General features: G+C 73.7%; 17 protein-coding genes. 10 read left to right on the top strand and 7 right to left on the bottom strand.

The features are described from left to right. Positions 1–75: 75 nt before the first annotated feature. A complete protein-coding gene (locus ACFYYN_RS37085; RefSeq protein ID WP_500358695.1) occupies positions 76–990 on the top strand; it encodes a helix-turn-helix domain-containing protein in 915 nt (304 codons plus the stop codon). Here ACFYYN_RS37085 and map read toward each other — a convergent pair. Further along, positions 977–1,744 (bottom strand): type I methionyl aminopeptidase, encoded by a 768-nt coding sequence (gene map / locus ACFYYN_RS37080; protein ID WP_500549249.1) that lies wholly within the window; start codon positions 1,742–1,744, stop codon positions 977–979. The genes ACFYYN_RS37085 and map overlap by 14 nt on opposite strands. 66 nt (positions 1,745–1,810) lie before the next feature. On the opposite strand from map, the gene ACFYYN_RS37075 reads away from it, so the two are divergent. Further along, positions 1,811–2,089 (top strand): helix-turn-helix domain-containing protein, encoded by a 279-nt coding sequence (locus ACFYYN_RS37075; RefSeq protein WP_500549248.1) that lies wholly within the window; start codon positions 1,811–1,813, stop codon positions 2,087–2,089. Between the two features lie 424 nt (positions 2,090–2,513). On the opposite strand, the gene ACFYYN_RS37070 is transcribed toward ACFYYN_RS37075, so the two are convergent. After that, positions 2,514–3,887: a hypothetical protein gene (locus ACFYYN_RS37070; RefSeq protein WP_500549247.1), complete on the bottom strand. Its 1,374-nt coding sequence runs from the start codon at positions 3,885–3,887 to the stop codon at positions 2,514–2,516. Between the two features lie 198 nt (positions 3,888–4,085). Between ACFYYN_RS37070 and ACFYYN_RS37065 the strand changes: the two genes are divergently transcribed. After that, entirely contained in the window at positions 4,086–6,164 is a 2,079-nt protein-coding gene (locus tag ACFYYN_RS37065; protein ID WP_500549246.1) for a SpoIIE family protein phosphatase, read from the top strand. Positions 6,165–6,317: 153 nt separating this feature from the next. Then, positions 6,318–8,759 (top strand): SpoIIE family protein phosphatase, encoded by a 2,442-nt coding sequence (locus ACFYYN_RS37060; RefSeq protein WP_500549245.1) that lies wholly within the window; start codon positions 6,318–6,320, stop codon positions 8,757–8,759. A 144-nt stretch (positions 8,760–8,903) separates the two neighbouring features. Here ACFYYN_RS37060 and ACFYYN_RS37055 read toward each other — a convergent pair whose 3' ends face one another. Beyond that, positions 8,904–9,401: a cupin domain-containing protein gene (locus ACFYYN_RS37055; protein ID WP_500549244.1), complete on the bottom strand. Its 498-nt coding sequence runs from the start codon at positions 9,399–9,401 to the stop codon at positions 8,904–8,906. A gap of 164 nt (positions 9,402–9,565) precedes the next feature. Here ACFYYN_RS37055 and ACFYYN_RS37050 point away from each other — a divergent pair, with 164 nt between their 5' ends. Further along, positions 9,566–10,627 carry an NAD(+)/NADH kinase gene (locus tag ACFYYN_RS37050; RefSeq protein ID WP_500549243.1) on the top strand — a complete coding sequence of 354 codons (1,062 nt, stop codon included), beginning with the start codon at positions 9,566–9,568 and terminating at the stop codon, positions 10,625–10,627. Here ACFYYN_RS37050 and ACFYYN_RS37045 read toward each other — a convergent pair. After that, positions 10,512–11,537, bottom strand: coding sequence for a LysR family transcriptional regulator (locus ACFYYN_RS37045; protein WP_500549242.1), 1,026 nt, complete (start codon positions 11,535–11,537; stop codon positions 10,512–10,514). The two genes, ACFYYN_RS37050 and ACFYYN_RS37045, sit on opposite strands and share 116 nt — an antisense overlap. Before the next feature lie 70 nt (positions 11,538–11,607). Between ACFYYN_RS37045 and ACFYYN_RS37040 the strand changes: the two genes are divergently transcribed. After that, entirely contained in the window at positions 11,608–12,765 is a 1,158-nt protein-coding gene (locus ACFYYN_RS37040) for a TDT family transporter (protein WP_500549241.1), read from the top strand. Between the two features lie 10 nt (positions 12,766–12,775). Here ACFYYN_RS37040 and ACFYYN_RS37035 read toward each other — a convergent pair whose 3' ends face one another. Beyond that, on the bottom strand, positions 12,776–13,558 hold the full coding sequence (locus ACFYYN_RS37035; protein ID WP_500549240.1) for a glucosamine-6-phosphate deaminase: 783 nt from the start codon (positions 13,556–13,558) through the stop codon (positions 12,776–12,778). 253 nt (positions 13,559–13,811) lie between these two features. Here ACFYYN_RS37035 and ACFYYN_RS37030 point away from each other — a divergent pair, with 253 nt between their 5' ends. Together ACFYYN_RS37030 and ACFYYN_RS37025 are read left to right on the top strand one after the other, a co-directional pair. Beyond that, the gene (locus tag ACFYYN_RS37030; protein WP_500549298.1) at positions 13,812–14,870 is read left to right on the top strand and encodes an AI-2E family transporter; all 1,059 of its coding nucleotides are present in this window, start codon (positions 13,812–13,814) and stop codon (positions 14,868–14,870) included. 242 nt (positions 14,871–15,112) lie between these two features. Beyond that, positions 15,113–19,405, top strand: coding sequence for a discoidin domain-containing protein (locus ACFYYN_RS37025; RefSeq protein ID WP_500549239.1), 4,293 nt, complete (start codon positions 15,113–15,115; stop codon positions 19,403–19,405). A 196-nt stretch (positions 19,406–19,601) separates the two neighbouring features. On the opposite strand, the gene ACFYYN_RS37020 is transcribed toward ACFYYN_RS37025, so the two are convergent. Then, entirely contained in the window at positions 19,602–20,063 is a 462-nt protein-coding gene (locus tag ACFYYN_RS37020) for a lamin tail domain-containing protein (protein WP_500549238.1), read from the bottom strand. A gap of 328 nt (positions 20,064–20,391) precedes the next feature. On the opposite strand from ACFYYN_RS37020, the gene ACFYYN_RS37015 reads away from it, so the two are divergent. Next, positions 20,392–21,255, top strand: coding sequence for a class I SAM-dependent methyltransferase (locus ACFYYN_RS37015; RefSeq protein WP_500549237.1), 864 nt, complete (start codon positions 20,392–20,394; stop codon positions 21,253–21,255). On the opposite strand, the gene ACFYYN_RS37010 is transcribed toward ACFYYN_RS37015, so the two are convergent. Then, complete coding sequence (locus tag ACFYYN_RS37010) at positions 21,218–21,808, bottom strand: TIGR03086 family metal-binding protein (protein WP_500549236.1); 591 nt, start codon at positions 21,806–21,808, stop codon at positions 21,218–21,220. The two genes, ACFYYN_RS37015 and ACFYYN_RS37010, sit on opposite strands and share 38 nt — an antisense overlap. A gap of 213 nt (positions 21,809–22,021) precedes the next feature. Between ACFYYN_RS37010 and ACFYYN_RS37005 the strand changes: the two genes are divergently transcribed. Continuing rightward, positions 22,022–24,451 (top strand): SpoIIE family protein phosphatase, encoded by a 2,430-nt coding sequence (locus ACFYYN_RS37005; protein ID WP_500549235.1) that lies wholly within the window; start codon positions 22,022–22,024, stop codon positions 24,449–24,451. Positions 24,452–24,626 lie beyond the last annotated feature (175 nt).

Raw genomic sequence — 24,626 nt, 5'->3', positions numbered from 1 at the left:
GGTCCGCGGAGCGGCCGTCCCGGCCGTCCGCACTCGCCGGTACGGTAGGAGCTCCCCCTGAGGGAGGTTCAAGCGGTGGAAGCCGACAGCACGTTGAGCATCGGGGAGCTCGCCGAGCGGGCCGGTGTCTCCGTCAAGACCGTCCGTTTCTACTCCGACCGCGGACTGCTGCCGGAGTCCGGCCGCAGCGCGGGTGGCCACCGCCGCTACGCCCCCGAGGCGCTCACCCGGCTGCGCCTGATCCGCTCCCTGCGCGCCCTGGACCTGCCGGTGCCGGACGTGGGGCGGGCCCTTGAGCGGGAGGACGCCCTGGAGGACGTCGTCGCGGGCCACTTGCGGACCCTCGGCTCCCAACTGGCCGCGCTGCGCTGGCGGGAGGCCGCCCTGCGACTGCTGCGGGACTGCACCGCCGAGGAACGCGCCGAGCGGCTGGAGCTCGTCGGAGCCGTCCCCGTACCACCCAGCACGGACCCGATGGCCCGTTTCTGGCGCCGCTGGCTGCAGCCCGCGCGGCTGCCCGCCCCGGTGCTGGCCCGGGTCGTCGAACTCGCCGTGCCGCAACCGCCGGACGAGCCGAGCCCGGCGCAGGTGCTGGCCTTCGCACGGCTGCACGCCTTCACCTCGGCCTCCTGCCCGCCCGGCGCCGTGCACCGGCTCGCGGCGCACCGCCCCGACGCGGGCCCCCGTCCGGCCGTCCTGTACGAGGGGCTGTACGAGGCCTACGAACTGGCCGCGCCGGACGTCCTGGCCGGACGCGCGCCGGGCGCGGGCGAGGCGCTCGACTGCTTCGTCACCGCCCACGCGCGGTCGTTCGGCGCGCGGGACACCCCCCGCTTCCGCCGCCGGCTGAGCGGCATGCTGGCCGTGGAGCCCCGCATCGACCGCTACTGGCAGCTCGTGGGCGAGCTGCGGGGCCCCGGGCAGCCGACCCCGGGCGCCTCCCACACCTGGCTGCGCTCGGCACTGGAGGACCAGGTCACGGCGCGGTGAGGATGCGCGGACCCTCCTCCGTGACGGCGACGGTGTGCTCGAAGTGGGCGGCCCGGCTGCCGTCCTCGGTGTGCAGCGTCCAGCCGTCGGAGGCCGTGCGGTAGCCGCCGCGTCCCCCAGCCATCAGCATCGGCTCGATGGCCAGGGCGAGCCCGTGCCGCAGCGGGTAACCACGGCCGGGCCGGCCCTGGTTGGGCACATGGGGATCCTCGTGCATCCGGCGGCCGATGCCGTGGCCGCCGAAGTCCGCGGGCATGCCGCACCGGGCCTCGCGGGCGACGGTGCCGATGGCGTGCGAGATGTCGCCGATGCGGTTGCCGACGGTGGCCGCGGCGATCCCGGCGTCGAGCGCCCGCCGGGTGGCGTCGATGAGCCGGACGTCCGCGGGGCGGGGCGTGCCCACGGTGAAGCTGATCGCGGCGTCGCCGGTCCAGCCGTCCAGTTCGGCGCCGCAGTCGACGCTCACCAGGTCGCCGTCCCGCAGCCGGTAGTCGGTGGGGATGCCGTGCACGAGCGCGTCGTTGACGGAGGTGCAGAGCACCGCGGGGAAGGGCGTGGGCGCGAACGACGGCCGGTAGCCGAGGAACGGCGACCGCGCGCCCGCCGCGTCCAGGACGGCCCGGGCCGCCTCGTCCAGTTCCCGCAGCGACACGCCGACGCGCGCCGCCTCACGGGCGGCGGCCAGCGCGTGCGCCACGACGCGGCCGGCCTCCCGCATGGCCGCCAGCGCGGCATCCGTCTTGATCTCCACCATGTCCGTGGCTCCTCTTTCCGTTCCCTGGGTGTACCCAATTCTTATACCGGTATTAGTATCACGGGCATGGTGCGAACTCCTTTGACCCCCTGGGAACGGCAGCGCGGCGAGCGCTTCGGCACGCTGCTGCGCCGGGCCCGCGGCGACCGCAGCATGGTCGAGGTCGCGGCGGCGGCGGGCGTCTCCGCCGAGACCCTGCGCAAGATCGAGACCGGTCGCGCCCCGACCCCCGCCTTCTTCACCGTGGCCGCCCTCGCCGCGGCCCTGGACATCTCCCTGGACGAGCTCGCCTCGGCCTGCGTCCTCGAGGCCGACGAGGCGGGCGGCGCCGCCTTGTCCGCGTAGGCCGCGCCGGGCCGTGTCGCCGCGTGCGGGTGCGTTGTGGTTGCGGTTGGGGGTTTCCCCGCCGCCCTCCCGATTGCCCGGCGCGGTCAGTGACCGCCCCGCTGCGTACGTATGGGGTCGGTGCCGCGCCGGGGCACGCCCCCAGCCTTCGGCCGGGGGGACCCCCACCTCGGCGCTCGCGGCGCTGGTCTACGTCATTCGGCGCCGCGTGCTCCGCTCGTCTCCCCCGGCCGAAGGCTGGGGGAGACGAGCGGCGAACCCGGCGCCGAATGATGTGGGGGTAAACCGCGAGCGTTGAGGACGTGTCCCGGCGCGGCACCGACCCAGGCACACGGTGCGAGACCCGCACTGACCGCGCCGGGCAATCGGGCGGGCGGGTGGACGCCCGCCTCAGGCGCAACGCACCCGCACACGACGACCGGACTCAGCTGCTCCCGAACCCCCCGCCGTCGCCGAAACCTCCGCCGTCGCCAAAGCCACCCCCGTCGCCGAAACCCCCACCGAAGTCGCCGGGGTCGAAGTCCGCGCCCGAGTAGTCGCCGCCCTGCTGGTCCGGCCCGGCACCGCCGTAGGCGTACGGGCCGGGGCCGCCGAGGGAGCTGCCGAGCAGCGTCCCGACGAGGATCCCAGGCAGCATCCCGCCGCCGAAGTAGCCCTGGGCCCAGGGGGCGTAGGCCGGGCCCGCCTCCCAGTACGGGCGGGGGCCGCGAGGCGTGCCGACCTGGCGGGCCATGGGTTCCAGGCCGTCCGCGAGCCGGGCGGCGTCGGCCGCGCACACCGGAACGGTCCGCTCGGCCCCGCCGCTCTCGGGGGTCCACGGCACGTCCTGGACCGAGGGGCCGTGCCGGGGGTCGAAGAAGCACGGCGGGCGGCGCTCGGGCAGCGGCCTGCCCTCGATGCGCGCCTCCAGGGTGGCGAGCGCGAAGCGCCCCTCCTCCAGGGCGCTGCTGACCGGCCGCACGTCCTCCGCGGAACGCGCCCGGTCCATCGCGGTCTTCGCGGTGTCGTAGGCGTCCAGGGCGCGCGTGTAGTCCTCGCGCATGGCGTCGTCGGCCGTCGCGCCGCCCGGGTCGAAGCCGATCCGGCTCAGCTCCTCGCCGAAGGCGGTGATGTCCTCGTCCACCACCGGGCGCAGCTCGTCCAACCGGGCCCTGTCCTGCGCCTCGCGGCGCCGCTTGGCGCGTCGCGACAGCAGGACGGCCCCGCCGCCGCCGGCGACGACCAGGACGCCGAGCGCGACGAGGAGCCCGGCGCCGCCGCTGCCCGAGCCGACGCCGACGGAGTCGTCGCCCCAGGACGCCGGGGCGTGGCCGCGCGCCTGCGGCAGCGCCTCGTCCACGAAGCCGGTGACCATCGCCGCGGGGTCGCCGGGGTCGGAGCGCCGTACGGCCCCGGCCAGGTTCTCGACGGCGTTGTGCGGCATCACGGCGGGGTCCGCCCCCGCGTCGAAGCGGTCGCCGAGGGCCACGACGTACACACCGGTGATGCCGACCTTGGTCCGCAGGTCCTTCAGCAGCGTGGCGGCGGGGAACTCCGCGGTGTCCGGGAGGACGGCGACGAAGACCGGCCGGTCGGCCTTCTCGATGCGCCCGGCGAGGGTGTCCGCGTCGCCCGGCGACAGCACGTCCCGCGCCCGGGGGGCGACGTACACGGGACCGCCGTCGCGCAGGGCCGCCGCGGCCGCGTCGAGCCCGCCCGTGGCGCGCGCCCCGGAGCCCGTCGCGGCGACGAGGCAGAGCACGCCGAGGATCACGGCGAGTACCGGCACGAGGCGGAGGATCCGCCGGACGGTCCCCATGGTTACGACGCTAACCCAGATCGGGTGGGCGCGGCGCTGCGGGAGCCGGCTCCCCGGGGCGGTGCCCGGCTTCTCCGTTAGGCTTTTTTGTCAGAATTGCCCGACAATAAGCGACATTGGCCGGTCTACTCCACCAGGTGGCGACCGGCGGTGCTCGACCGGATGAGAACGCCTCGTTCCCGGGGATGGGTCGTCGCGGTGGACATACAGCAGTCGGCGAAGGATGTCGGTCAGCCCCAGACGGCGGTGGGGCCGGCAGGGGTGTTCCGTGACCTGCTGCCCCTCGCGATGTGGCGGATCGACTCCGAGGGGCGGATCTCCCAGTGGTCGCTGGCCGCGCAGGAACTCTTCGGGCACACCGCGCAGGAGGTGCTCGGCCGCAGCGCCACACCCCTGCTGGTCCCCGTGGCGAACTGGGACCTGGCCGACGAGCTGACGCGCAGGGTGCTGTCGGGCGAGGCGGTCGTGGGCACGCTCCCCGTACGCCACCGTGACGGCCACCTGGTGACGATGGAGATGTGGATCTGCCCCACCGCCGACCCGCAGGGGCGCACCGGGCTGATGGGCATCGCCGCCGAGACCTCAGCGGTGCTGCGCATGCGGGACTCGCTGGCGGCGCTGGAGGGCCTGTTCACGCAGTCCCCGATCGGTCTGGCCATGCTCGGCCCCGACCTGCGCTACGTACGGGTCAACGAGGCTCTGGCCCGTATGAACGGGGTCCCCGCCGCCCAGCACATCGGCAGGCGGGTGAGCGAGGTGGTCCCCGGGCTCAACACCATGGCGCTGGAGACCGTGATGCGCCAGGTGCTCGCCCGCGGCGAGCCGGTGGTGGACTTCCGGGGCGTCGGACGCACGGGCGGCGACCCCCTCAACGAGCGGGTGTGGTCGTGCTCCTTCTCCCCGCTCCTCGGCGGCGGCGGCCGCCGCCTGGGCGTGATCGCCACCCTGATCGACATCACCCGCGAGGAGCGGGCCCAGCTCCAGGCCACCCGCGGACGGCAGCGGCTCGCCCTGCTCGCCGAGGCCGGCACCCGCATCGGCACCACGCTCGACCTGCGGCGGACCGCGGAGGAGGTGGTGCAGGTGCTCGTGCCCCGGGTGGCGGACTCCGCCGACGTGCACCTGCTGGAGGAGGTCCTCGACCCGGACGAGGCCGCCGCCTCCGCCCACGGCATGGTGCGCCGGCTGGCGGTCTCCTTCGCCGATCCGGCGGCGCCCGCCGAGGACCTGGCCGTCGGCATGACGCACCAGGTCCCCCGGGCGTCCGCGTACGAGCAGGTCATGGTGGAGGGCCGGCCGATGCGGCTCACCAGGGCCGACATACCCCGGCTGGTGCCCGGCCCGGAGTACGAGCGGCTGCGCGGCTACCTGCGCACCCTCGGCTCCGCCCGCATGGTCCCGCTGGTGGCCCGCGGCACGGTGCTGGGCATCATGATGGTCACCCGCTCCCGCAGGCGCGAGCCCTTCGACGACCAGGACGACCTGCTCATCGACGAACTCGCCGCCCGCGCGGCGCTCGGCATCGACAACGCGCGGATGTACTCCGCCCAGCGCCGCGCCGCCCTCACCCTGCAGCGCAGCCTCGCCAACACCGCGCTGCCCACGGTGCCCGGGCTGGAACTGGCCGGCCGGTACCTGCCCGCGAGCGACCACGAGGTGGGCGGCGACTGGTTCGACGTCATCGCGCTGCCCGGCGACAGGACCGCCCTGGTCATCGGGGACGTCATGGGCCACGGGGTGCACGCGGCGGCCGTCATGGGGCAGCTGCGGACGACGGTGCGCACCCTGGCCCGCCACGACATCCCCCCGGCCGAGCTGCTCCGCTCCCTGGACGCGGCCGTCGCCGACGTCGGTGAGAACGAGATGGCGACCTGCGTCTACGCCGTCCACGACCCGGCCGACGGCAGCTGCCTGGTCGCCCGCGCCGGGCACCCGCCGCCGGCGGTGGCCGGGGCCGGGAACGAGGTCGCCTTCCTGGACGGCCCGAGCGGAACACCCCTCGGCGTGGGCCGCCGGGACTTCCAGACCGAACGGGTGCTCCTGCCGCCGGGAGGTGTGCTGGTCCTCTACACCGACGGCCTGATCGAGGCCCGCGACCGCAACCTCGACCAGGGCATGCGCCAACTCGCCCGCGCCCTGCGCGATCCCGGCGAGCCGCTCTCCCGGGTCTGCGACCGCGTCCTCGCCCGCCTCCTGCCCCACGGCGCGCAGGACGACGTGGCGATCCTGCTGGCCCGGCCGCTCCACCCCGCCACCGGCCATGAGCCTGCGCACTGAGCGGGCGCCGGCGCCCTGCGGGCCACGCGGGACCGGCCGTGCGGGCCGATACTGGAACCACGCCCCCATGGGCGTCCCTCCCGGGCCCCGGCGGAGAACCACCCCAGGTGACGCAGCTCGCCCGCTTCTCCCGCACGTGCGACGGTGATAGCGATGGACAACCCGGCCAAGACGTTCAGCGAGTCACCGGAGGACCCGTTCTCGGTGCACGCCGCGGCCTCGGTGGTGCTGGACGACCATGCGTCCGTGGTGGGGTGGAGCACCCGCGCCGAGACGCTGCTCGGCCACCGGGCCCAGGACGTCCTGGGCCGGTCGGCTCCCGAACTCCTGCTCCACCCAGGCGACCTGGAGCTGGTCCTGACCGCCACCGCGGCCTGCGTCCGGGCGGGCGGCTGGTTCGGGGTCGTACCCGTGCTGCACCGGGACGGACGGCGGGTGGAGGTCGGCTGCCGGGTCCGCGCCATCGCGAGGGAGGACCGGCGCCGCGAGTGGTACGTGGTCGCGGCGCCCGCCGCCGAGGTCGTCCGGTGGGAGACGGACCGGTGGGTGCTGGAGGGGTTGTTCCGCCGTTCCCCCATCGGGCTCGCGGTCTACGCCCCCGACCTCACCTTCCTGCGGGTGAACCGGGCGATCACCAAGTTCAGCGGGGTCCCCGCGGGGAAGCACCAGGGCCTGCGCACGGGGGACTTCCTCTTCGGGCCGGACGCCGACGCCGTGGACCACCAGTTGCGGCGGGTGCTCGAGACGGGCCGGTCCTCGATCTTCTCCGAGCAGCCCTGCCGGCTGCGCCGCGACCCGCAGCGCGAACTGTACGTGTCCGTCTCGGCGTTCCGGATGCAGGACGCCAATGGGCACGTCCTCGGGGTGACCCAGACCGTCGAGGACGTCACGGAGCGCTACCAGGCCCGCCGCAGGCTGGCCCTGCTCAGCGAGGCCGGGGCGCGGATCGGCACCACGCTGGACGTCGGCCGCACCGCCCGCGAGCTGGCCGAGGTGGCCGTGCCCGGGCTGGCCGACAGCGCCTCCGTCGACCTGCTGGAGGCCGTGCCCCAGGGTGACGAGCCCGCCCAGGACTCGTTCCGTACGGTCTGCCGCGCGGCGGTCCAGTCGGTCTTCCCGGACACCCAGAAGATCATGTACCCGGTGGGGCACACCATCCGCATCCCTCCGGGGTCGACGCAGGCGCGGTCGCTGGCCGAGGGCCGCCCGGTCTTCGAGTCGGACATGGGCCGGGCCCTCGCCTGGCTCGACGAGGACCCCGTGCGGGCCAGGGCCGCCCGCGAGGTCGGCGCGCACTCCCTGATGGTGGTGCCGCTGCTCGCCCGCGGGCTCGTGCTCGGGCTGATCAGCCTCTGGCGGACCCGCGGCCGCGAGCCCTTCGAGGCCGACGACCTCACCCTCGCCGAGGAGTTCGCCGCCCGCGCGGCCCTGAGCATCGACAACGCCCGCCGCTACACCCAGCAGCACCAGGCGGCCCTCACCCTCCAGCACAGCCTGCTCCCCGGGGACGTGCCCTGGCACCCCGCCGCCGAGGTGGCCCACCGCTACCTGCCCGCCAACACCGCCACCGGGGTTGGCGGCGACTGGTTCGACGTCATCCCGCTCTCCGGTCTCCGCATCGCCCTGGTGGTGGGCGACGTCGTCGGCCGCGGTCTGCACGCGGCGGCCACCATGGGCCGGCTGCGCACCGCCGTGCACACCCTGGCCCACCTGGACCCCACCCCGGACGAGGTGCTGTCGCACCTCGACGACCTCGTGGACCGGCTCGCCTCGGAACAGCGCGAGAGCCACGAGAACGCCCCACCGGTCGTCGGCGCGACCTGTCTCTACGCCGTCTACGACCCGGTCTCCCGGCGCTGCTCGCTCGCCCGGGCCGGCCATCCGCCCCCCGTGGTCGTCACCCCGGAGGGGCGGGCGAGCCTGGTCAACATCCCCCCGGGCCCGCCGCTGGGCCTCGGCGGCCTCCCCTTCGAGACTGCCGAGATCGAGCTGGCCGAGGGCAGCATCCTGGCGCTCTACACCGACGGCCTGCTGTGCACCCGCTGCCGCGACCTCGACGACAGCCTCGCGATGCTGTGCGGGGCGCTCACCGCGCCGTCCGGCTCTCTGGAGGAGACCTGCAGCGCCGTCGAGGACACCCTCCTCAAGGCACGCAGCTCCACCGAGGCCGCCGACGACGTGGCCCTCCTCGTCGCCCGGACCCGCGTCCTCGCGCCGGAACAGGTCGCCACCTGGGACCTCCCGCCGGACGCCACCGCCGCCGGACGGGCCCGCACGCTGGTGGAGTCCCAGCTCGCCACGTGGGGGCTGGAGGAGGCGGCCTTCGTGACCGAACTGATCGTCAGCGAGCTGGTCACCAACGCGTACCGCTATGCGGGCGGGCCCATCACACTGCGGCTGATCCGCGACAGCCACCTCATCTGCGAGGTCTCCGACACCAGCAGCACCTCCCCGCACCTGCGCAGGGCGCGGACGACGGACGAGGGCGGGCGCGGGCTGTTCCTGGTCGCGCAGCTCAGCGAACGCTGGGGCGCCCGCTACACGCGCGAGGGCAAGACGATCTGGGCCGAGCAGCCCCTGCAGGCCGCCTTCTGAGCGGCTACGGCACGTGGGCACCGCACCTGCCCGGCGTCCCAACCGACGCTGGTCCCGCACCGCGTCTCGGTGGCTGACGGCCCGAAGGCGGTGCAGGCCCGTCGGTCGCCCTCCGCCCGTACGACGACCCGCCCCGCACGGGGCTCAGCGGGGCGGCAGTGCGGTGCCGCAGCGGGAGCAGTACAGGGCGTCGCTCTCGCCGGCCAGGCGGCCGCAGTCCGCGCAGACGCGGTGCAGCAGGCAGACCGCTTCGCCCGCGTCCGGCGCGGGGGCGAGCCCGGCGATGGTGAGGCCGGGGCGGCGGGCGTGCACTGTGAAGTAGGTCAGCCCCACGGCGCCGGCGGACAGCGCGCGGCAGGAGCCGCGGGGCAGCCAGGCGAGTGCGCCGGGCGCCAGGGTCGTCTGGCGTCCGCCGTCGTCGCCCGACAGGTACCCGCCGCCGTCGACGACGTACAGCAGGACGTCCAGGTCGGCCTCGACGTGCGGCCGGACCTCGGTGCCCGCCGGAAGGCGGATGACGTTGGCGTCGAGCTGGCGGCGGTCCGCGCCGAGCCGCCACAGTGCTCCGCGCTGCCCGACGGGCGTACGGCCGATCAGATCCGCCACCTGGGCGAGGACACCCGGCTCGGGCTTGGTCTCCACGTTCGTCCTCCCTGCAGCAGTGGAACAGCGGAACGGTACTCCGCCCAGGGTGCCGCCGCACGACGGCGGGGCGGCGGGACGGCGGTGTCCCGACGCGACGCGCGCTCCGGGGAGGCGGACCATGGGGGCATGACGCCGGAGCGGACGCCGCCGGGGAGGCCGTGATGCCAGTGGGCCGGATCGGGATGGTCGTGCACGGTGCGCGCGAGGACGCGAGCGAGGCCGCCGCGGCGGTCGACCGCTGGTGCGCGCGGCACGGGGTCCCCGCGGTGGAGATCGACGTGTGGCGCAAGGACCGGCCCCGCCACAGCGGTCAGGAGGAGGCGGCCACGGCCGGCTACCCGGACCTGATCGTGACCCTCGGCGGCGACGGCACCTTCCTGCGCGGCGCGCGGGTGGCCGCCGCGTGCGGGGCGGCCGTGCTGGGCGTGGACCTGGGGCGGGTCGGCTTCCTCACCGAGGTGTGCACCGAGGACGTGGAGCGGGCGCTCGACTGCGTGCACGAGGGCCGGGCGACCGTCGAGGACCGCATGACGCTCACGCTGCGGGCGTCCCGGCCGCTGGAGATCCCCGAGGGCATCGAGTCCCTGCTGCGGTACGGGCGCGGCCCCGCGCTGCCGCCGCCGCGGGTGCGGCCCGGCGACCCCGAGGACGTGGGCTGGGGCGTGCCGATGGCCGTCAACGCCGTCAACGACGTGGTCTTCGAGAAGCTCGCCCGGGACCGGCAGGCCAGTCTCGCGGTGTACCTGGCGGGCCGTCTGTTCGCGTCCTACTCCGCGGACGCGGTCGTCGTGGCCACCCCGACGGGTTCCACCGCGTACAGCTTCGCCGCGGGGGGCCCGGTGGTCTCCCCGCACATGGACGCGATCGTGTTCACCCCCGTCGCGCCGCACATGGCCTTCGACCGGACCCTGGTGGCGGCCCCGGACGAGGTCCTGGGGGTCCGCGTGCTGACCCGCTCCGGCCGGGTCGCGGTCAGCATCGACGGCCAGCTGAGGGGCGTCCTCGATCCGGGTGACTGGGTCGCGGTGTACAAGGCCAGGCACCGGCTGCGGTTGATTCGGCTGGGCCCGACCGACTTCTACGGGCGGGTGCGCGACCGCTTCCGGCTCAGTGATGCCCCGGCCGCGGCCGCCGACGGGGAGGTCCCGCCGCTGTACCGTCCGAAGTCCCCCGTCCCGCCCGACCTGCGGAACCTGCGCTTGCCACCCCTTGACGGGCACTGACCGCGCCCAGCCGAGCGATCCCTGCCAGCTCCCGCGCCGGCCCGGTCAGGTCGCGCCCGCGGGCGCGCACCACGCGCAGCGTCCGCGTCAGGTCGAGTCCGGCCACGGGGACGGCGACGACGCTGCCGCTCGCGAGTTCCGCGGTGAGGGCGAGGGAGCTGAGGACGGCCGGGGCGAGGCCGTCGGCGACGGCGGTCTTGATGGCGGTGGTGGAGGGGAGTTCGAGGAGCGGATCGGTGAGCGCGAGCCCCGTCCCCTCGGCCAGGGCGTGCTCGAGGTGGCGGCGCGTGCCGGAGCCTCGTTCGCGGCTGACCAGGGGTGTCGCGGCGAGTTCGGCGGCGCCGATGCCGGACCGGCGGCGCGCCCAGCGGTGGGAGGGGGCGACGACGACGGTCAGCTCGTCGTGCGCGACCGGCTGGGCGACCAGCCCGCGCGGGACGTCCGGGCCCTCGACGAAACCGAGGTGCACCTCGCCGGCCAGGACGGCCGCGGCCACGTCCTCGGAGTTGCCCGCGGTCAGCGCGACCGTGGTGCGCGGGGCGCCCGCCCGCAGGATGAGCAGCCACTGCGGCAGGAGGTACTCGGCCACCGTCATGCTCGCGGCCACCTGCAGCCGGCTCTCCGCGGTGCCGCGCAGCGAGGTGACCCCGGCGTCCAGCGCGGCTGCGGCGTCGACGGCGGTGCGCGCCCAGTCCGCGACGAGCGCGCCGTGCTCGGTGAGCCGCGAACCGCGCGGTGACCGTTCCAGCAGCTGCAGACCGAGCCGGCGTTCGAGGTGCCGGAGGCGGGAGCTCGCGGCCGGCTGGCTGACGCCGTGGGCCCGCGCGGCGGCACCGACGCTGCCGAGGCTCGCGACCGACAGCAGCAGGTCGTACGCCGCCAGGTCGCTCACGCGCTCGGGCAGGGGCATAAGCCCAGTCTATGAGCCCATCCGGAAGTGCTCCCTACCGGTCGTGCCCGGCCGGGGCGACGCTACGGACATGCCTTCGACGCTCGCCCTTCCCTCCCGGCCCGGCGCCCACCCGCGCACCGGGCTGCTGCGGGAGCTGGACCACCCCTCCCAGCTGTTCCGCGACCTCGGCCCCAACTGGTTCGCCTCGGTGATGGGCACCGGCATCGTCGCCACGGCGGCGGCCGGGCTCCCGGCGCACGTACCGGGGCTGCGGACGGCCGCCACGGTCGTATGGGCCCTGGCGGCCGCCTGGCTGGTGGCGCTCTCCGCGGGCTGGGCGGTGCACTGGACCCGGTACCGCGACCGCGCGCGGGCGCACGCCGGCCACCCGGTGATGGCGCACTTCTGGGGGGCCCCGGCGATGGCGCTGCTGACCGTGGGCGCCGGCACGCTGGCGCTGGGCTCGGACTGGATCGGGCCGCACGCGGCCCTGGCGGTGGACGCGGTGCTCTGGTCGGCGGGCACCCTGCTGGGCCTGGTGACCTGGGTGTGGATCCCGTACCGTGCGATGACCGAGCACCGTGTGGGCGACGACTCGGCGTTCGGCGGCTGGCTGATGCCCGTCGTCCCGCCGATGGTCTCCGCCGCCACCGGGGCCGCCCTCGTCCAACACCTCCCCGCCGGGCAGGCACGGCTGACGCTGCTGCTGGCGTGCTACGCGATGTTCGGGATGAGCCTGATCGCGAGCCTGGTGATCATCCCGCAGATCTGGGGCCGGCTGGTGCGCCACAAGACGGGCCCGGCGGCCATGGTGCCGACCCTGTGGATCGTGCTCGGCCCGCTGGGGCAGTCCGTCACGGCGGCCAATCTCCTGGGGCACGCGGCGCCCACCGCCCTGCCCCGCCCCTACGCCACCGGGGCCGAGGTCTTCGGCTACCTCTACGGCGTGCCCACCTGGGGGTTCGCCATGATGTGGCTGGCCCTGGCGGCGGCGCTCACCGTGCGCACCGCGCGGCGCGGACTGCCGTTCACCCTGACCTGGTGGAGCTTCACCTTCCCGCTGGGCACGTGCGTGACCGGGACGAGCGCGCTGGCGCTGCGGCTGCACTCGACGGCCTTCCAGGGGGCGGCGCTGATCCTGTACGCGGGCCTGGTGGCGGCATGGGCGCTCGTCGCCGTGCGGACCGTCCGCGCCGGGGCCCGCGGCACGCTGTTCCTGCCGCCCGCCCCGGCGCCCCGCGCCTGAACGAAGCGGATCACAGACCCTGCCAGGACGGCTTCGCCGCGTAGGTGGCCCGGAAGTAGTCGGCCAGCTTCAGCTTGGACGCGGCCGCCTCGTCGACGACGACGGTGGCGTGCGGGTGCAGCTGGAGCGCGGAGGCGGGGACGACCGCCGCCAGCGGGCCCTCGACGGCCAGGGCGACCGCCTCGGCCTTCGCCTCGCCGGTGGCCAGCAGCACGAGGTGCCGGGCCTCCAGGATGGTGCCGATGCCCTGGGTGATGACGTGGTGCGGCACGTCCTCGGGGCGGTCGAAGAAGCGCGCGTTGTCCTTGCGGGTCTGCTCGGTCAGCGTCTTGATCCGGGTCCGGGAGGCCAGCGAGGAGCACGGCTCGTTGAAGCCGATGTGGCCGTCGGTGCCGATGCCGAGCAGCTGCAGGTCCACCCCGCCGGCCGCCGCCAGCGTGCGCTCGTACGCCGCGCACGCCTCGACGATGTCCTCGGCGGTGCCGTCGGGTCCCATGAACGACTCCTGGGCGAGGCCGAGGGGCTCGACGACCTCGCGCAGCACCACGGAGCGGTAGGACTCCGGGTGCCCGGCGGGCAGTCCGACGTACTCGTCCAGCTGGCAGATCCGGGCCCGCGACACGTCGGCGCGGCCCTCGCCGGCCAGGCCGGCGAGGGCCCGGTAGACCGGGAGCGGGGTCGAACCGGTGGCGACGCCGAGCAGCGCGTCGGGCTTGCGGCGCAGCAGGTCCGCGATGGCACCCGCGATGAGTTCGCCGCCTGCGGTGGCGTCCGGGACGATGACGACTTCCACTTCGGGACCGCCGATCTGGTGAGGGAGACCGCTAACTGGTTTAGACCAATTTAGCAGTCGGGCGCCCCGGGGATCCACCGCCGGCCCGGGGGTGCCTTCGGGCGAATGCGGCTTGCGCCGCGTTGGCCGGGACCCCGCCGGTGGTAGCAAGCAGGGACAGGCGCGCAGGACGCGGGCGCACGGCGGGCTCGACGGGGAGGTGCGAACGGTGTCCCGAGGACGGCGGAGCCGGATCCGCGTGGGGCGCCGGGAGGTGCGCGGGCCCGCCAGGCGGCCCGGCGTCCGGGTGTTTCCCGCGCTGAACACGGCCGCCGCCTACTCCTGGCGGCTGCTCGTCGTGGGGGCGGTCGTCTACGCCGTGTTCGCCACCCTGGGACGGTTCCACGAGATCGCGGTGGCCGTCTTCCTCGGGCTGGTCGGCACCGCGATGCTGCGACCGCTGGCCGATCTGCTCGCCCGCGTGATCCCGCGTTCGCTGGCCGTCGCCGTCTCGCTGATCGGCAGCATCCTGGTCGTGTTCGGCATCCTGGCCATGGTCGGCGAGGTGGTCGCCGGCGAGACGGCTGGGCTGCAGCGCGAGTTCGGCGCGGGGCTGGCGCGGATCGAGCGCTGGCTGGAGGCCCCGCCGTTCCGGCTCGACCCCAAGGCGCTCGACGACCTCCAGTCGAAGGTCGGGCAGTGGCTGTCCACCCACCGGTCGGCCCTGATCAGCACCGCGCTGAGCGGCGCCGGGCGCCTGGTGGAGGTGCTGACGGTCTTCGCGCTGGCGCTGTTCTGCTCGGTGTTCTTCCTCCACTCGGGGGACCGGCAGTGGTCGTGGTTCTGCGGGCAGTTGCCGCGGACGGTGCGCGGCCGGGTGTCCGTGGCCGGCCGTGCCGCATGGCGCACGTTCACCGGCTACACGCACGGGATCGTGCTGGTGGCGGCGACCAACGCGATCCTGGTGGGGGTCGCCCTGTTCCTGCTGGGGGTGCCGCTCGCGCTGCCGCTGGCGCTGCTGGAGTTCTTCGCCGCCTTCGTGCCGCTGATCGGCTCCCCCATCGCGCTGGCGGTCGCCGCGGTGGTGGCGCTGGCCGCGAACGGACCCGTCGTGGCGGCGGTCGTCGTCTGCCTGATCGTCGTCATCGGCCAGATCGAGGGCCACGTGCTGCATCCGATCGTGATGAGCTGGGCGGTGCGCCTGCATCCCGTGGTCGTCGCGCTCACCGTCATCGGCGGCGCCATCGCCGCCGGGGTCATCGGCGCGGTCGTGGCGGTCCCGCTCGTCTCCGTCCTCTGGTCGATGTACCAGGCACTGCGCACCACGGAGTAGGACGCGCAAGTTTTTGCGATGCTTCCGCAACGCCCTGTCGGCTGCACGACACTCCAGCGCAAGCCCATGCCAGGTGAGATGAAAGCCCGGTCGGGGGCATAGACGCCCGGAAACACCTCTGCAACTATCGGCTCGGGCCGCGCAATTACCAAAGCAATCGATGCAATTTTCTCTGCGTGGCAGCCGTACCGCATGTGACATGTCATGGCACCAACAACTCTGACGAGAGGCACAGGGACGACATGCCAAGGAAACGGTTCATCCAACGGCTGCTGGCGGGGGTGATCGCGGCGGGCCTGGTGCTGCTCGGCCAGTCGGCGCTGCCCGCCGCGGCCGCCGGCGGCCCCAACCTCGCCGCGGGGGCGCCGGCCGCCGCGAGCAGTTCCCACGCCGAGTACGGGGTCGCCAACATCACCGACGGCAACCAGAACACCTACTGGCAGAGCGCGGGCAGCTCCTTCCCGCAGTGGGTCCAGGTCGACCTGGGCAGCAGCACCAGCATCGACCAGGTCGTCGTCAAACTGCCCGCCTCCTGGGAGGCCAGGACCGAGACCTTCGCCGTCCAGGGCAGCCCCGACGGCTCCACCTTCTCCACGCTGTCCGGCTCGGCCGGGCGGAACTTCGGCCCCGGTTCGGGCAACACGGTGACCATCGACTTCTCGGCCACCACCACCCGGTTCGTACGGCTGAACATCACCGCCAACACCGGCTGGCCCGCCGCCCAGGTCTCCGAGCTCGAGGTGCACGGCTCCGCCGTCTCCACCGACAACCTCGCCCAGGGCCGCACCCTGACCGCGAGCAGCGGCAGCGCACCCTACGTCGCCGCCAACGCCAACGACGGCAACCAGACCACCTACTGGGAGAGCGCCAACAACGCCTTCCCGCAGTGGATCCAGGCCGACCTCGGGTCCTCCGTCGCAGTTACCAAGGTGGTGCTGAAGCTGCCGCCCTCGTGGGAGGCACGGACGCAGACGCTGTCCCTGCGCGGCAGCACCAACGGCTCGTCCTTCAGCGACCTGGTGGCGTCCCGCGACTACACCTTCAACCCGGGTGACAACAACACCGTCACGATCAGCCTGAGCAGCACGACCACCCGCTACCTGCGCGTCAACGTCACGGGCAACACCGGCTGGGCCGCCGCGCAGCTGTCGGAGCTGGAGGTCTACGGCCCCGCCACCGGTGACACCACCGCGCCGAACGCGCCCACCGGCCTGGCCTACACCGAGCCCGGCTCCGGCCAGATCCGGCTGACCTGGAACGCCGCCGGCGACAACGTCGGCGTCACCGGCTACGACGTCTACGCCAACGGCGAGCTGCGCACCAGCGTCTCCGGCAGCACGCTCACGTTCACCGACAACCAGCCCGACAGCGCCACCGTCAGCTACTTCGTGCGCGCCAAGGACGCGGCCGGCAACGTCTCCGGCAACAGCAACACCGTCACCCGGACGGGCTCCGGCGGCGACACGCAGGCGCCCAGCCAGCCCGGCAACCTCACCCTCACCCAGCCCGGTTCCGGCCAGATCAAGCTGACGTGGACCGCCTCCAGCGACAACGTCGGCGTCACCGGCTACGAGGTCTACGCCAACGAGGTCCTGCGCACCACGGTGTCGGGCACCACGCTCACGTACACCGACAGCCAGCCCGACACCGCGACCGTCTCCTACTACGTGAAGGCCAAGGACGCGGCGGGCAACCGCAGCGTCGCCAGCGCCACGGTCACCCGCAACGGCTCGGGCGGCACCGGCTCCAACATGGCCGTGGGCAAGCCGATCACGGCGTCGTCCAGCACCCAGAACTTCGTCGCGGCCAACGCCAACGACAACAGCGTCACCACCTACTGGGAGGGCGCCGGCGGCAGCTACCCGAACACGCTGACCGTCTCCCTCGGGGCGAACGCCGACGTCACCTCGCTGGTGCTCAAGCTCAACCCCGACAGCGCCTGGGGCACCCGCACCCAGACCGTCCAGGTGTTCGGCCGGGAGCAGGGCGCGAGCGGCTTCACCAGCCTCAAGGCGGCCGCCGACTACACCTTCAACCCGTCCTCCGGAAACACGGTGACCATCCCGGTCAGCGCCCGGGTCGCCGACGTACGGCTGCAGTTCACCGCCAACAGCGGTGCGGCCGCGGGCCAGGTGGCGGAGTTCCAGGTGATCGGCACCCCGGCGCCGAACCCGGACCTGACCGTCACCGGCATGTCCGTCTCCCCCGGCGCACCGGTCGAGACGGACTCGGTGAGCCTGTCGGCGACCGTGCGCAACATCGGCGAGCTCGCCTCGGGCGCCACGAACGTCACCTTCTACCTGGGCACCACCAAGGTCGGCACCGCCGCGGTCGGCGCGCTGGCCGCGGGCGCCTCGACCACGGTGACGGCGAACATCGGGGTACGGGACGCGGGCAGCTACCCGCTGAGCGCCAAGGTCGACGAGTCCGGGGACGTCATCGAGCAGAACGACACCAACAACACCTACAACAGCCCGACCCCGCTGGTCGTCAGGCCGGTCGACAGCTCCGACCTGATCGCCTCCCCCACCGGCTGGTCCCCCGGCAACCCGGCCAAGGGCAACACCGTCACCTTCTCGGTGGCGATCAAGAACCAGGGCACGGTCGCCTCGGCCGGCGGCTCCCACGGCATCACCCTCACGGTCACCGACACCACCTCCGGCTCCGTCGTCAAGACGCTGACCGGCTCCTACAGCGGCGCCATCGCGGCGGGCGCCACCACGAGCCCCGTCTCGCTGGGCACCTGGACCGCCGCCAACGGCAAGTACACCGTCAAGACCGTCATCGCGCCCGACGCGAACGAACTGGCGGTCAAGCAGCAGAACAACACCAGCACCCAGTCGCTCTTCGTCGGTCGCGGCGCCAACATGCCGTACGACATGTACGAGGCGGAGGACGGGGTCCTCGGCGGGAGCGCCACCGTGGTCGGCCCCAACCGCACCGTCGGCGACCTGGCCGGTGAGGCGTCCGGCCGCAAGGCCGTCACGCTGAACAGCACCGGCAGCTCGGTGGAGTTCACCACCAGGGCCAGCACCAACACCCTGGTCGTCCGCTACTCCATCCCCGACGCCGCGGGCGGCGGTGGGATCAACTCCACCCTGAACGTCTACGTCAACGGCAGCTTCCTCAAGGCCATCGACCTCACCTCCAAGTACGCGTGGCTGTACGGCAGCGAGACCGCCCCCGGCAACAACCCCGGTGACGGCAATCCCCGCCACATCTACGACGAGGCCAACCTGATGCTCGGCACGACCGTGCAGGCCGGGGCGAAGATCAAACTGCAGAAGGACGCCGCCAACGGCAGCCAGTACGCGATCGACTTCGTCAACACCGAGCAGGTCGCGCCGATCGCCAACCCCGACCCCGCGGCCTACACCGCGCCGACCGGGTTCACCCACCAGGACGTGCAGAACGCCCTGGACAAGGCCCGGATGGACACCACGGGCACCCTGAAGGGCGTCTACCTGCCGCCGGGCGACTACGAGACGGGCAGCAAGTTCCAGGTCTACGGCAAGACCGTCAAGATCATCGGCGCGGGCCCCTGGTACACCCGCTTCCACACGCCGACGAGCCAGTCCAACACCGACGCGGGCTTCCGCGCCGACTCCACCGCCAACGGCTCGTCCTTCTCGGGCTTCTCCTTCTTCGGCAACTACACCTCGCGCATCGACGGTCCCGGCAAGGTCTTCGACTTCGCGGGCGTCGCCAACATGACCATCGACAACGTCTGGAACGAGCACACGGTCTGCCTCTACTGGGGCGCCAACACCGACAACATCACCATCACGAACTCCCGGATCCGCGACACCTTCGCCGACGGCGTCAACATGACCAACGGCAGCACGGACAACCACCTCGACAACATCGAGGCCCGTGCCACGGGTGACGACAGCTTCGCCCTCTTCTCGGCGATCGACGCCGGCGGGGCGGACGAGAAGAACAACCTCTACGAGAACCTGACGTCTCTGCTGACCTGGCGCGCCGCGGGCATCGCCGTCTACGGCGGCTACGCCAACACCTTCCGCAACATCCTCGTCGCGGACACGCTGGTCTACTCGGGCGTCACGATCAGCTCCCTGGACTTCGGCTACCCGATGAACGGCTTCGGGACCGACCCGACCAACCTCCAGAACATCTCCATCGTCCGCTGCGGCGGGCACTTCTGGGGCAGCCAGACCTTCCCGGGCATCTGGCTCTTCTCCGCCTCGAAGGTCTTCCAGGGCATCCGCGTCAGCGACGTGGACATCGTGGACCCGACCTACAGCGGGATCATGTTCCAGACGAACTACGTGGGCGGTCAGCCGCAGAACCCGATCAAGGACACGGTCCTCACCAACGTGTCCATCACCGGCGCCCACCGCAGTGGTGACGCCTACGACGCCAAGTCGGGCTTCGGCCTGTGGGCCAACGAGATGCCGGAGGCGGGACAGGGACCCGCGGTCGGCTCCGTCACCTTCAACAACCTCACGATGAGCGACAACTACCAGAACATCAAGAACACGACGTCCACGTTCACCATCAACACCAACCCGTAGCGGAGGAACGCGCGAGCGCCGTGGTCCCGGCCGGTTCTTCTCCGGCCGGGACCACGGCGCTCCGTCCTCGCCGCCGTCCTCGCGCAACACGGCGGCGTGCCGCGGCGGGAATCCGCCGCGGCACGCCGTGAAGGGGTGACGGGGTGGGCCGTGCCGGCCACGGGGATGCGGCGGCACGGCCCGGCTCGGGTGCCGGTCAGCGGCGGCCGCCCCAGGACTTGACGTCCACGACCTGGCGGTGGTCGTTGCGCAGGGTGGCGACGTCGCGGCGGTCCCAGACGGAGTTGCGGCGGTCCTGGAAGACGTCGCGCCGGCCGTCGCGGCCGAAGCCGGTGTGGACGCGCACCTTCGAGTGCCCGGCGAGCCACACGTTGTTGAAGCGGTAGCGGTTGCCGTCCCGGTCCGACAGGCTCCAGCCGCGCAGGTTGACCGAGCCGCGGCCCGTGTTCACCACTTCGATCCATTCGTCACCGCCGCGCCCGCCGCGGCCGCCGCGGCCGTGGCCGTGGCCGTCGCGGGTGTTGACGTCACCGATCACCACGGAGTGGCGGCCGTGGTCGCGGCTCTGCGCAGCGGAGGCCGGCAGGGCGGCGGCGGCCACGACCGCTCCGGAGGCGAGGACGGTGGCGATGACGCGACGGGTGATACGAGCAGACATGATGCCCCCTCAACAAAGGTGCGGTCCTGGTCCTTTCGGGCCGTTCCCGCGGTGCGGATGCTTCGGCGGTTGCCGATGACCCAACTCTGACCCAGCGGCGACGCGCACAACCGGAACAATCGCTTCGCGTTACAGAATGCGGACATATCCGTAACTGTTAGCTGTAAGCGACATCTGTCAATCTCGACTGAAATATCGACTACCTGCGCGATACACCCACCCGGCGGGCATCGCCGCCAGGGCTTTTCCGTGTCACCCACACGAGTGCCCTGATCGTCGGGCGGCCCCCGGCGGCCGGAGGAAGGCCTCCGTAACGGAGAATCGCGCCATGACGACACGCGACACGGACCACGGGGGCGGCCCGGGACACGACCACGGCTACCTGCTGGACAACCGCCGGGCCGAGGCGGGGACACGTTTCGACGCCTTCGCCGAGCTCTTCGACCCCGTGACGTTCCGGCACGTCGACGCGCTCGGCATCGGGGCCGGGATGCGCTGCTGGGAGGTGGGTGCCGGCGGCGCCTCAGTGCCCCTCGGACTGGCCGCACGGGTCGGCCCCGGCGGTGCCGTGGTCGCCACCGACATCGACGTGTCGTGGACCCGGGACGCCGCGGGCGGTGCGGTCGAGGTGCTGCGGCACGACGTCGCCGCCGACCCCGCACCGCCGGGCGGGTTCGACCTCGTCCACGCCCGGCTGGTGCTGGTGCACGTCACCGACCGGGCGGAGGCGCTGCGGCGCATGATCGGCGCGCTCCGCCCGGGCGGCCTGCTGCTGCTGGAGGACGCCGATCCCGGGCTGCAGCCGCTGCTCTGCCCGGACGAGTCCGGACCCGAGCAGCGGCTCGCCAACCGTCTGCGCTCCGGCTTCCGCACGCTGATGGCCGGGCGCGGCGCGGACCTGGCCTACGGGCGGACGCTGCCGCGGCTGCTGCGGGAGGCAGGTCTCGAGGAGGTCGGGGCCGACGCGTACTTCCCGATCACGTCACCGGCGTGCGCGGTCCTGGAGGCGGCAACGGTGCGGCACATCAGGGACGGGCTCGTGGCGGCCGGGCTGGCCACCGACGAGGAGGTCGACCGCCATCTGGCGAACGTCGCCACCGGCACGCTCGACCTGGCCACGGCGCCCATGGTCTCCGCCTGGGGTCGCCGGCCGCTCACCGCGGCGGGCTCCAGTCCGGATCGCGGCCGGTGAGTCCGACCAGCCGGTCCAGCGCCGGCGCGGAGTCCGGGACGGGAACCGGCCGGCCGAAGGGCCCCGAGCGGTCGCCGGAGGCCGTCCGGAAGCCGGTGAGCAGGGCGATCGCGGCCTCCACGGCGGACTCGTCGGGGCGGTGGTCGAGCCCCGTCGCGCGGGCCAGGTCCCAGCCGTGGACCAGCAGCTCGTTCAGCGCGAAACGGCCCGCGGCGTCCGCGGGCAGGGTGATTCCGCCGGCCCTCGTCTCGCCCTCCCAGGCCCCGGGGTCCCGCCAGGCCGCGGACACCTCCGTCAGCAGGACGGGCAGCACGTCGCGCCAGGCGGGCGGGAGCTCGGGGACCGCCGCGCCGGGATCGCCGTCCGTGGTGGGGCCGAAGTCCTTGCGGGCGGCGTCGCGGAAGCCCGCACAGAGCCCGGCGATGTGCCCGATGAGGTGGGCCACCGTGTAGTCGGGACACGGCGTGGGCGCGTCGAGCTGCTCGTCGTCGATCCGCTCCAGGAGCGCGCTCACGTCCCGGGCGGCCGGACGGAGGTCGGGATGGTGCGTCATGGGGTTCCCCCGGGGGTCGGTTGTCGTCACCGGTGAGGACCGGTGCGGTGCCGGAAACTCATCGCGGGACGCGGGGACAGCCCTCCTCCGGTCGCGTCCCGGCAGGTCACGGCGGTGAGGCACGCACCGCGTGCCTCAGATCTTGACGGCGGGCAGTATTGGTCTGTGGGAATCCTTGGGTGTGCCAGGGCCGGGTGGGCGTGACGGGTGGACATGCGCGGCACGCTGTTCGCCGACGCCCCTGACGGTTTCCCCCGGTCCAGAGGCGCCGCCTTCGCCGTCGTGGACGCACGGGGCACCGTGACGAACTGGACCCCCGGCGCGGAGCGGCTGCTCGGCTGGACGACCGCCGAGGCCTGCGGGCCGGTGTCCCGGCTGCTGTGGTCACGCCCCGACGGCGCCCGCGTCGCGGGCATCATGAGCGCGGAGCACTCGGTCTTCCTCGGCCCCCTGCTGCTGCGGCACCGGGAGGGCGAGCCGGTCGCGGTGGTGCTGTGGGGACATCCCCTCCCGCCGGACCACTGGCTGCTGCAGGCGGAGGACGCCGACGCGGTGCGGCAGGACGACCTGCTCGGCGCGCTGCTGCGCGGCCTGTTCACCGAGTCACCGTTCATCATCGACGTCTTCGACACGGACCTGCGTTTCCTGGCCCGCAACGACTCCCAGATCCGCGCGACGGGCTTCCCCGAGGACTTCGTCGGGTGCACCATGCGCGAGGTGGCGCCGCCCGGGCTGCTGGACCCGGACGCCTTCGAGGCGCGCCAGCGGCTGGTGCTCAGCTCGGGCCGGGCGATGATCGGCAGCGAGGTGCGCGGCCGCGACCCCCGCGACCCGGACCGGGACACGGTCTGGTCGGAGACAATCCTGCCCCTGCGCGGCGCCGACGGTGACGTGGTGGCCCTGGCGCACATGGTCTTCGACCTCACCACGGAGGCCCGGGCGCGGGAACGGCTCGACCTGGTCAACGAGGCGAGCGCGCGGATCGGCAGCACCCTGGACGTGCTGCACACGGCGCAGGAGCTGACGGACGTGGCCGTGCCGCGGTTCGCCGACTTCTCCTACGTCAACCTGGTGGACTCGGTGCTCGGTGGTGAGGAGCCGCTGCCCGGGCCGGTCGCCGACACGGTGCCCCTGCGCCGCGCCGCGGCGACGATGGTCCCCGGCGGCCCGGCGCGGACCGTGGTGGCGCCGGGCGACGTGGACGGCTTTGCGTCCCTGCCCGGCACCCCGGCCGCACGGGCCCTGGCCACCGGCAAGCCCGTCCTGCTCACGGGCGAGGAACTGCTGGTCGAGCTGGAGGCCGCCGATCCCGCCCGGGCGGAGCTGATCCAGGGTTTCGCCGTCCGGTCCTGGCTCCTGGTGCCGATGTTCGCGCGCGGGGCGGCGCTGGGCGTGGTGCTCTTCATCCGGTTCACCCGGGCGCACTCGTTCGAGGCGGACGACGTCATGCTCGCGCAGGAGTTCGTCGCACGCGCCGCGGTGTGCATCGACAACGCGAGCCGCTACACCCGCGAACGGGCCACGGCGCTGGCGCTGCAGCGGAACCTCCTGCCGCAGCGGCTGCCGGCGCTGGCGACCGTGGAGGCCGCCGCGCGCCACCTGGCACGGGGCGGCCACGCGGGGCCCGGCGGCATCTGGTTCGACGTCATCCCGCTCTCCGGCGCGCGTACCGCCCTGGTGATCGGCGAGGCGGGCGGGCACGGGCTGCACTCGGCGGTGTCCATGGGCCGGCTGCGGACGGCCGTGCGGACGCTGGCGGACCTGGACATGGCCCCGGAGGAGCTGCTCTCGCACCTGAGCGACCAGGTCAAGCGGTTCCACGAGGAACAGGGCGGGCCCACCCCCGGGATCTCCGCCCCGACGTGCCTCTACACGATCTTCGACCCGATCACCATGCGCTCCGCCGTCGCGAGCGCCGGGCACGCGATGCCGGCGCGGGTGAGCCCCGACGGCGAGGTGTCGGTGGCCGGGACCCCGGCGACGCCCGCACTGGGCACCGGCGGCGTGCCCCTCGAATGCTCGGAGGTGGCCCATGCCGACGGTGACCTCCTGGCCCTCTACACCGAGGGGCTGCTCGCCCCGGCGTCCGGGGACGCGGCGGTGCTCCGGCTCGGCGAGGCGCTGGCCGGGGCCGGTCCCGGGTGCGGGCCCGGCGAGATCGCCGACGAGGCACTGCGCCGGCTCGTGCCGGGCGGGCATCCCGGGGAGGACGTGGCACTCCTGGTGGCACGGCTGCACCGTCTGCCGCCGGACCGCCACGCCACCTGGGACCTGGCGGGCGCGCCGGAGTCGGTCGGGCGGGCGCGCGGGCTGGTGACCGGGAAACTGGCCGAGTGGGACCTCGCGGAACTGGAGTTCACCACCGAGCTGCTGGTCAGCGAGCTCGTCACGAACGCGATCCGCTACGGCTCACCGCCGGTGCGGCTGCGGCTGATCCGCGACCGCCGGCTGATCTGCGAGGTCGGCGACGGCAGCAGCACCTCCCCGCACGTCCGGCGCGCCCTGGAGACGGACGAGGGCGGACGCGGGCTCTACCTGGTCTCGCAGCTCGCTTCCATGTGGGGCACGCGCTACCACGCCCGCGGCAAGACCATCTGGGCCGAGCAGCCGCTGCCCACACCGGACGGGGCCGACGGCGGCTGACCGGACCCGGGCCCGGCAGGGCCCGACCCGGCGAACTTCCCGATTCTGCAACATCGGGACGGTTCGCCGTCGATGGCGTTGACACCGTCGCGACCGAACTCCCACCCTGGTGAATACGTGAGCGACATTTCTACCGAAAAGGGGCTAATCATGGCGATAGGCAGGGAGAAAGGCA

The organism is Streptomyces sp. NPDC001902 (assembly GCF_042891295.1).
Taxonomy (GTDB): domain Bacteria; phylum Actinomycetota; class Actinomycetes; order Streptomycetales; family Streptomycetaceae; genus Actinacidiphila.
The sequence above is the reverse complement of the archived record's forward strand: the minus strand, read 5'-3'. Positions and strand labels throughout refer to the sequence as shown.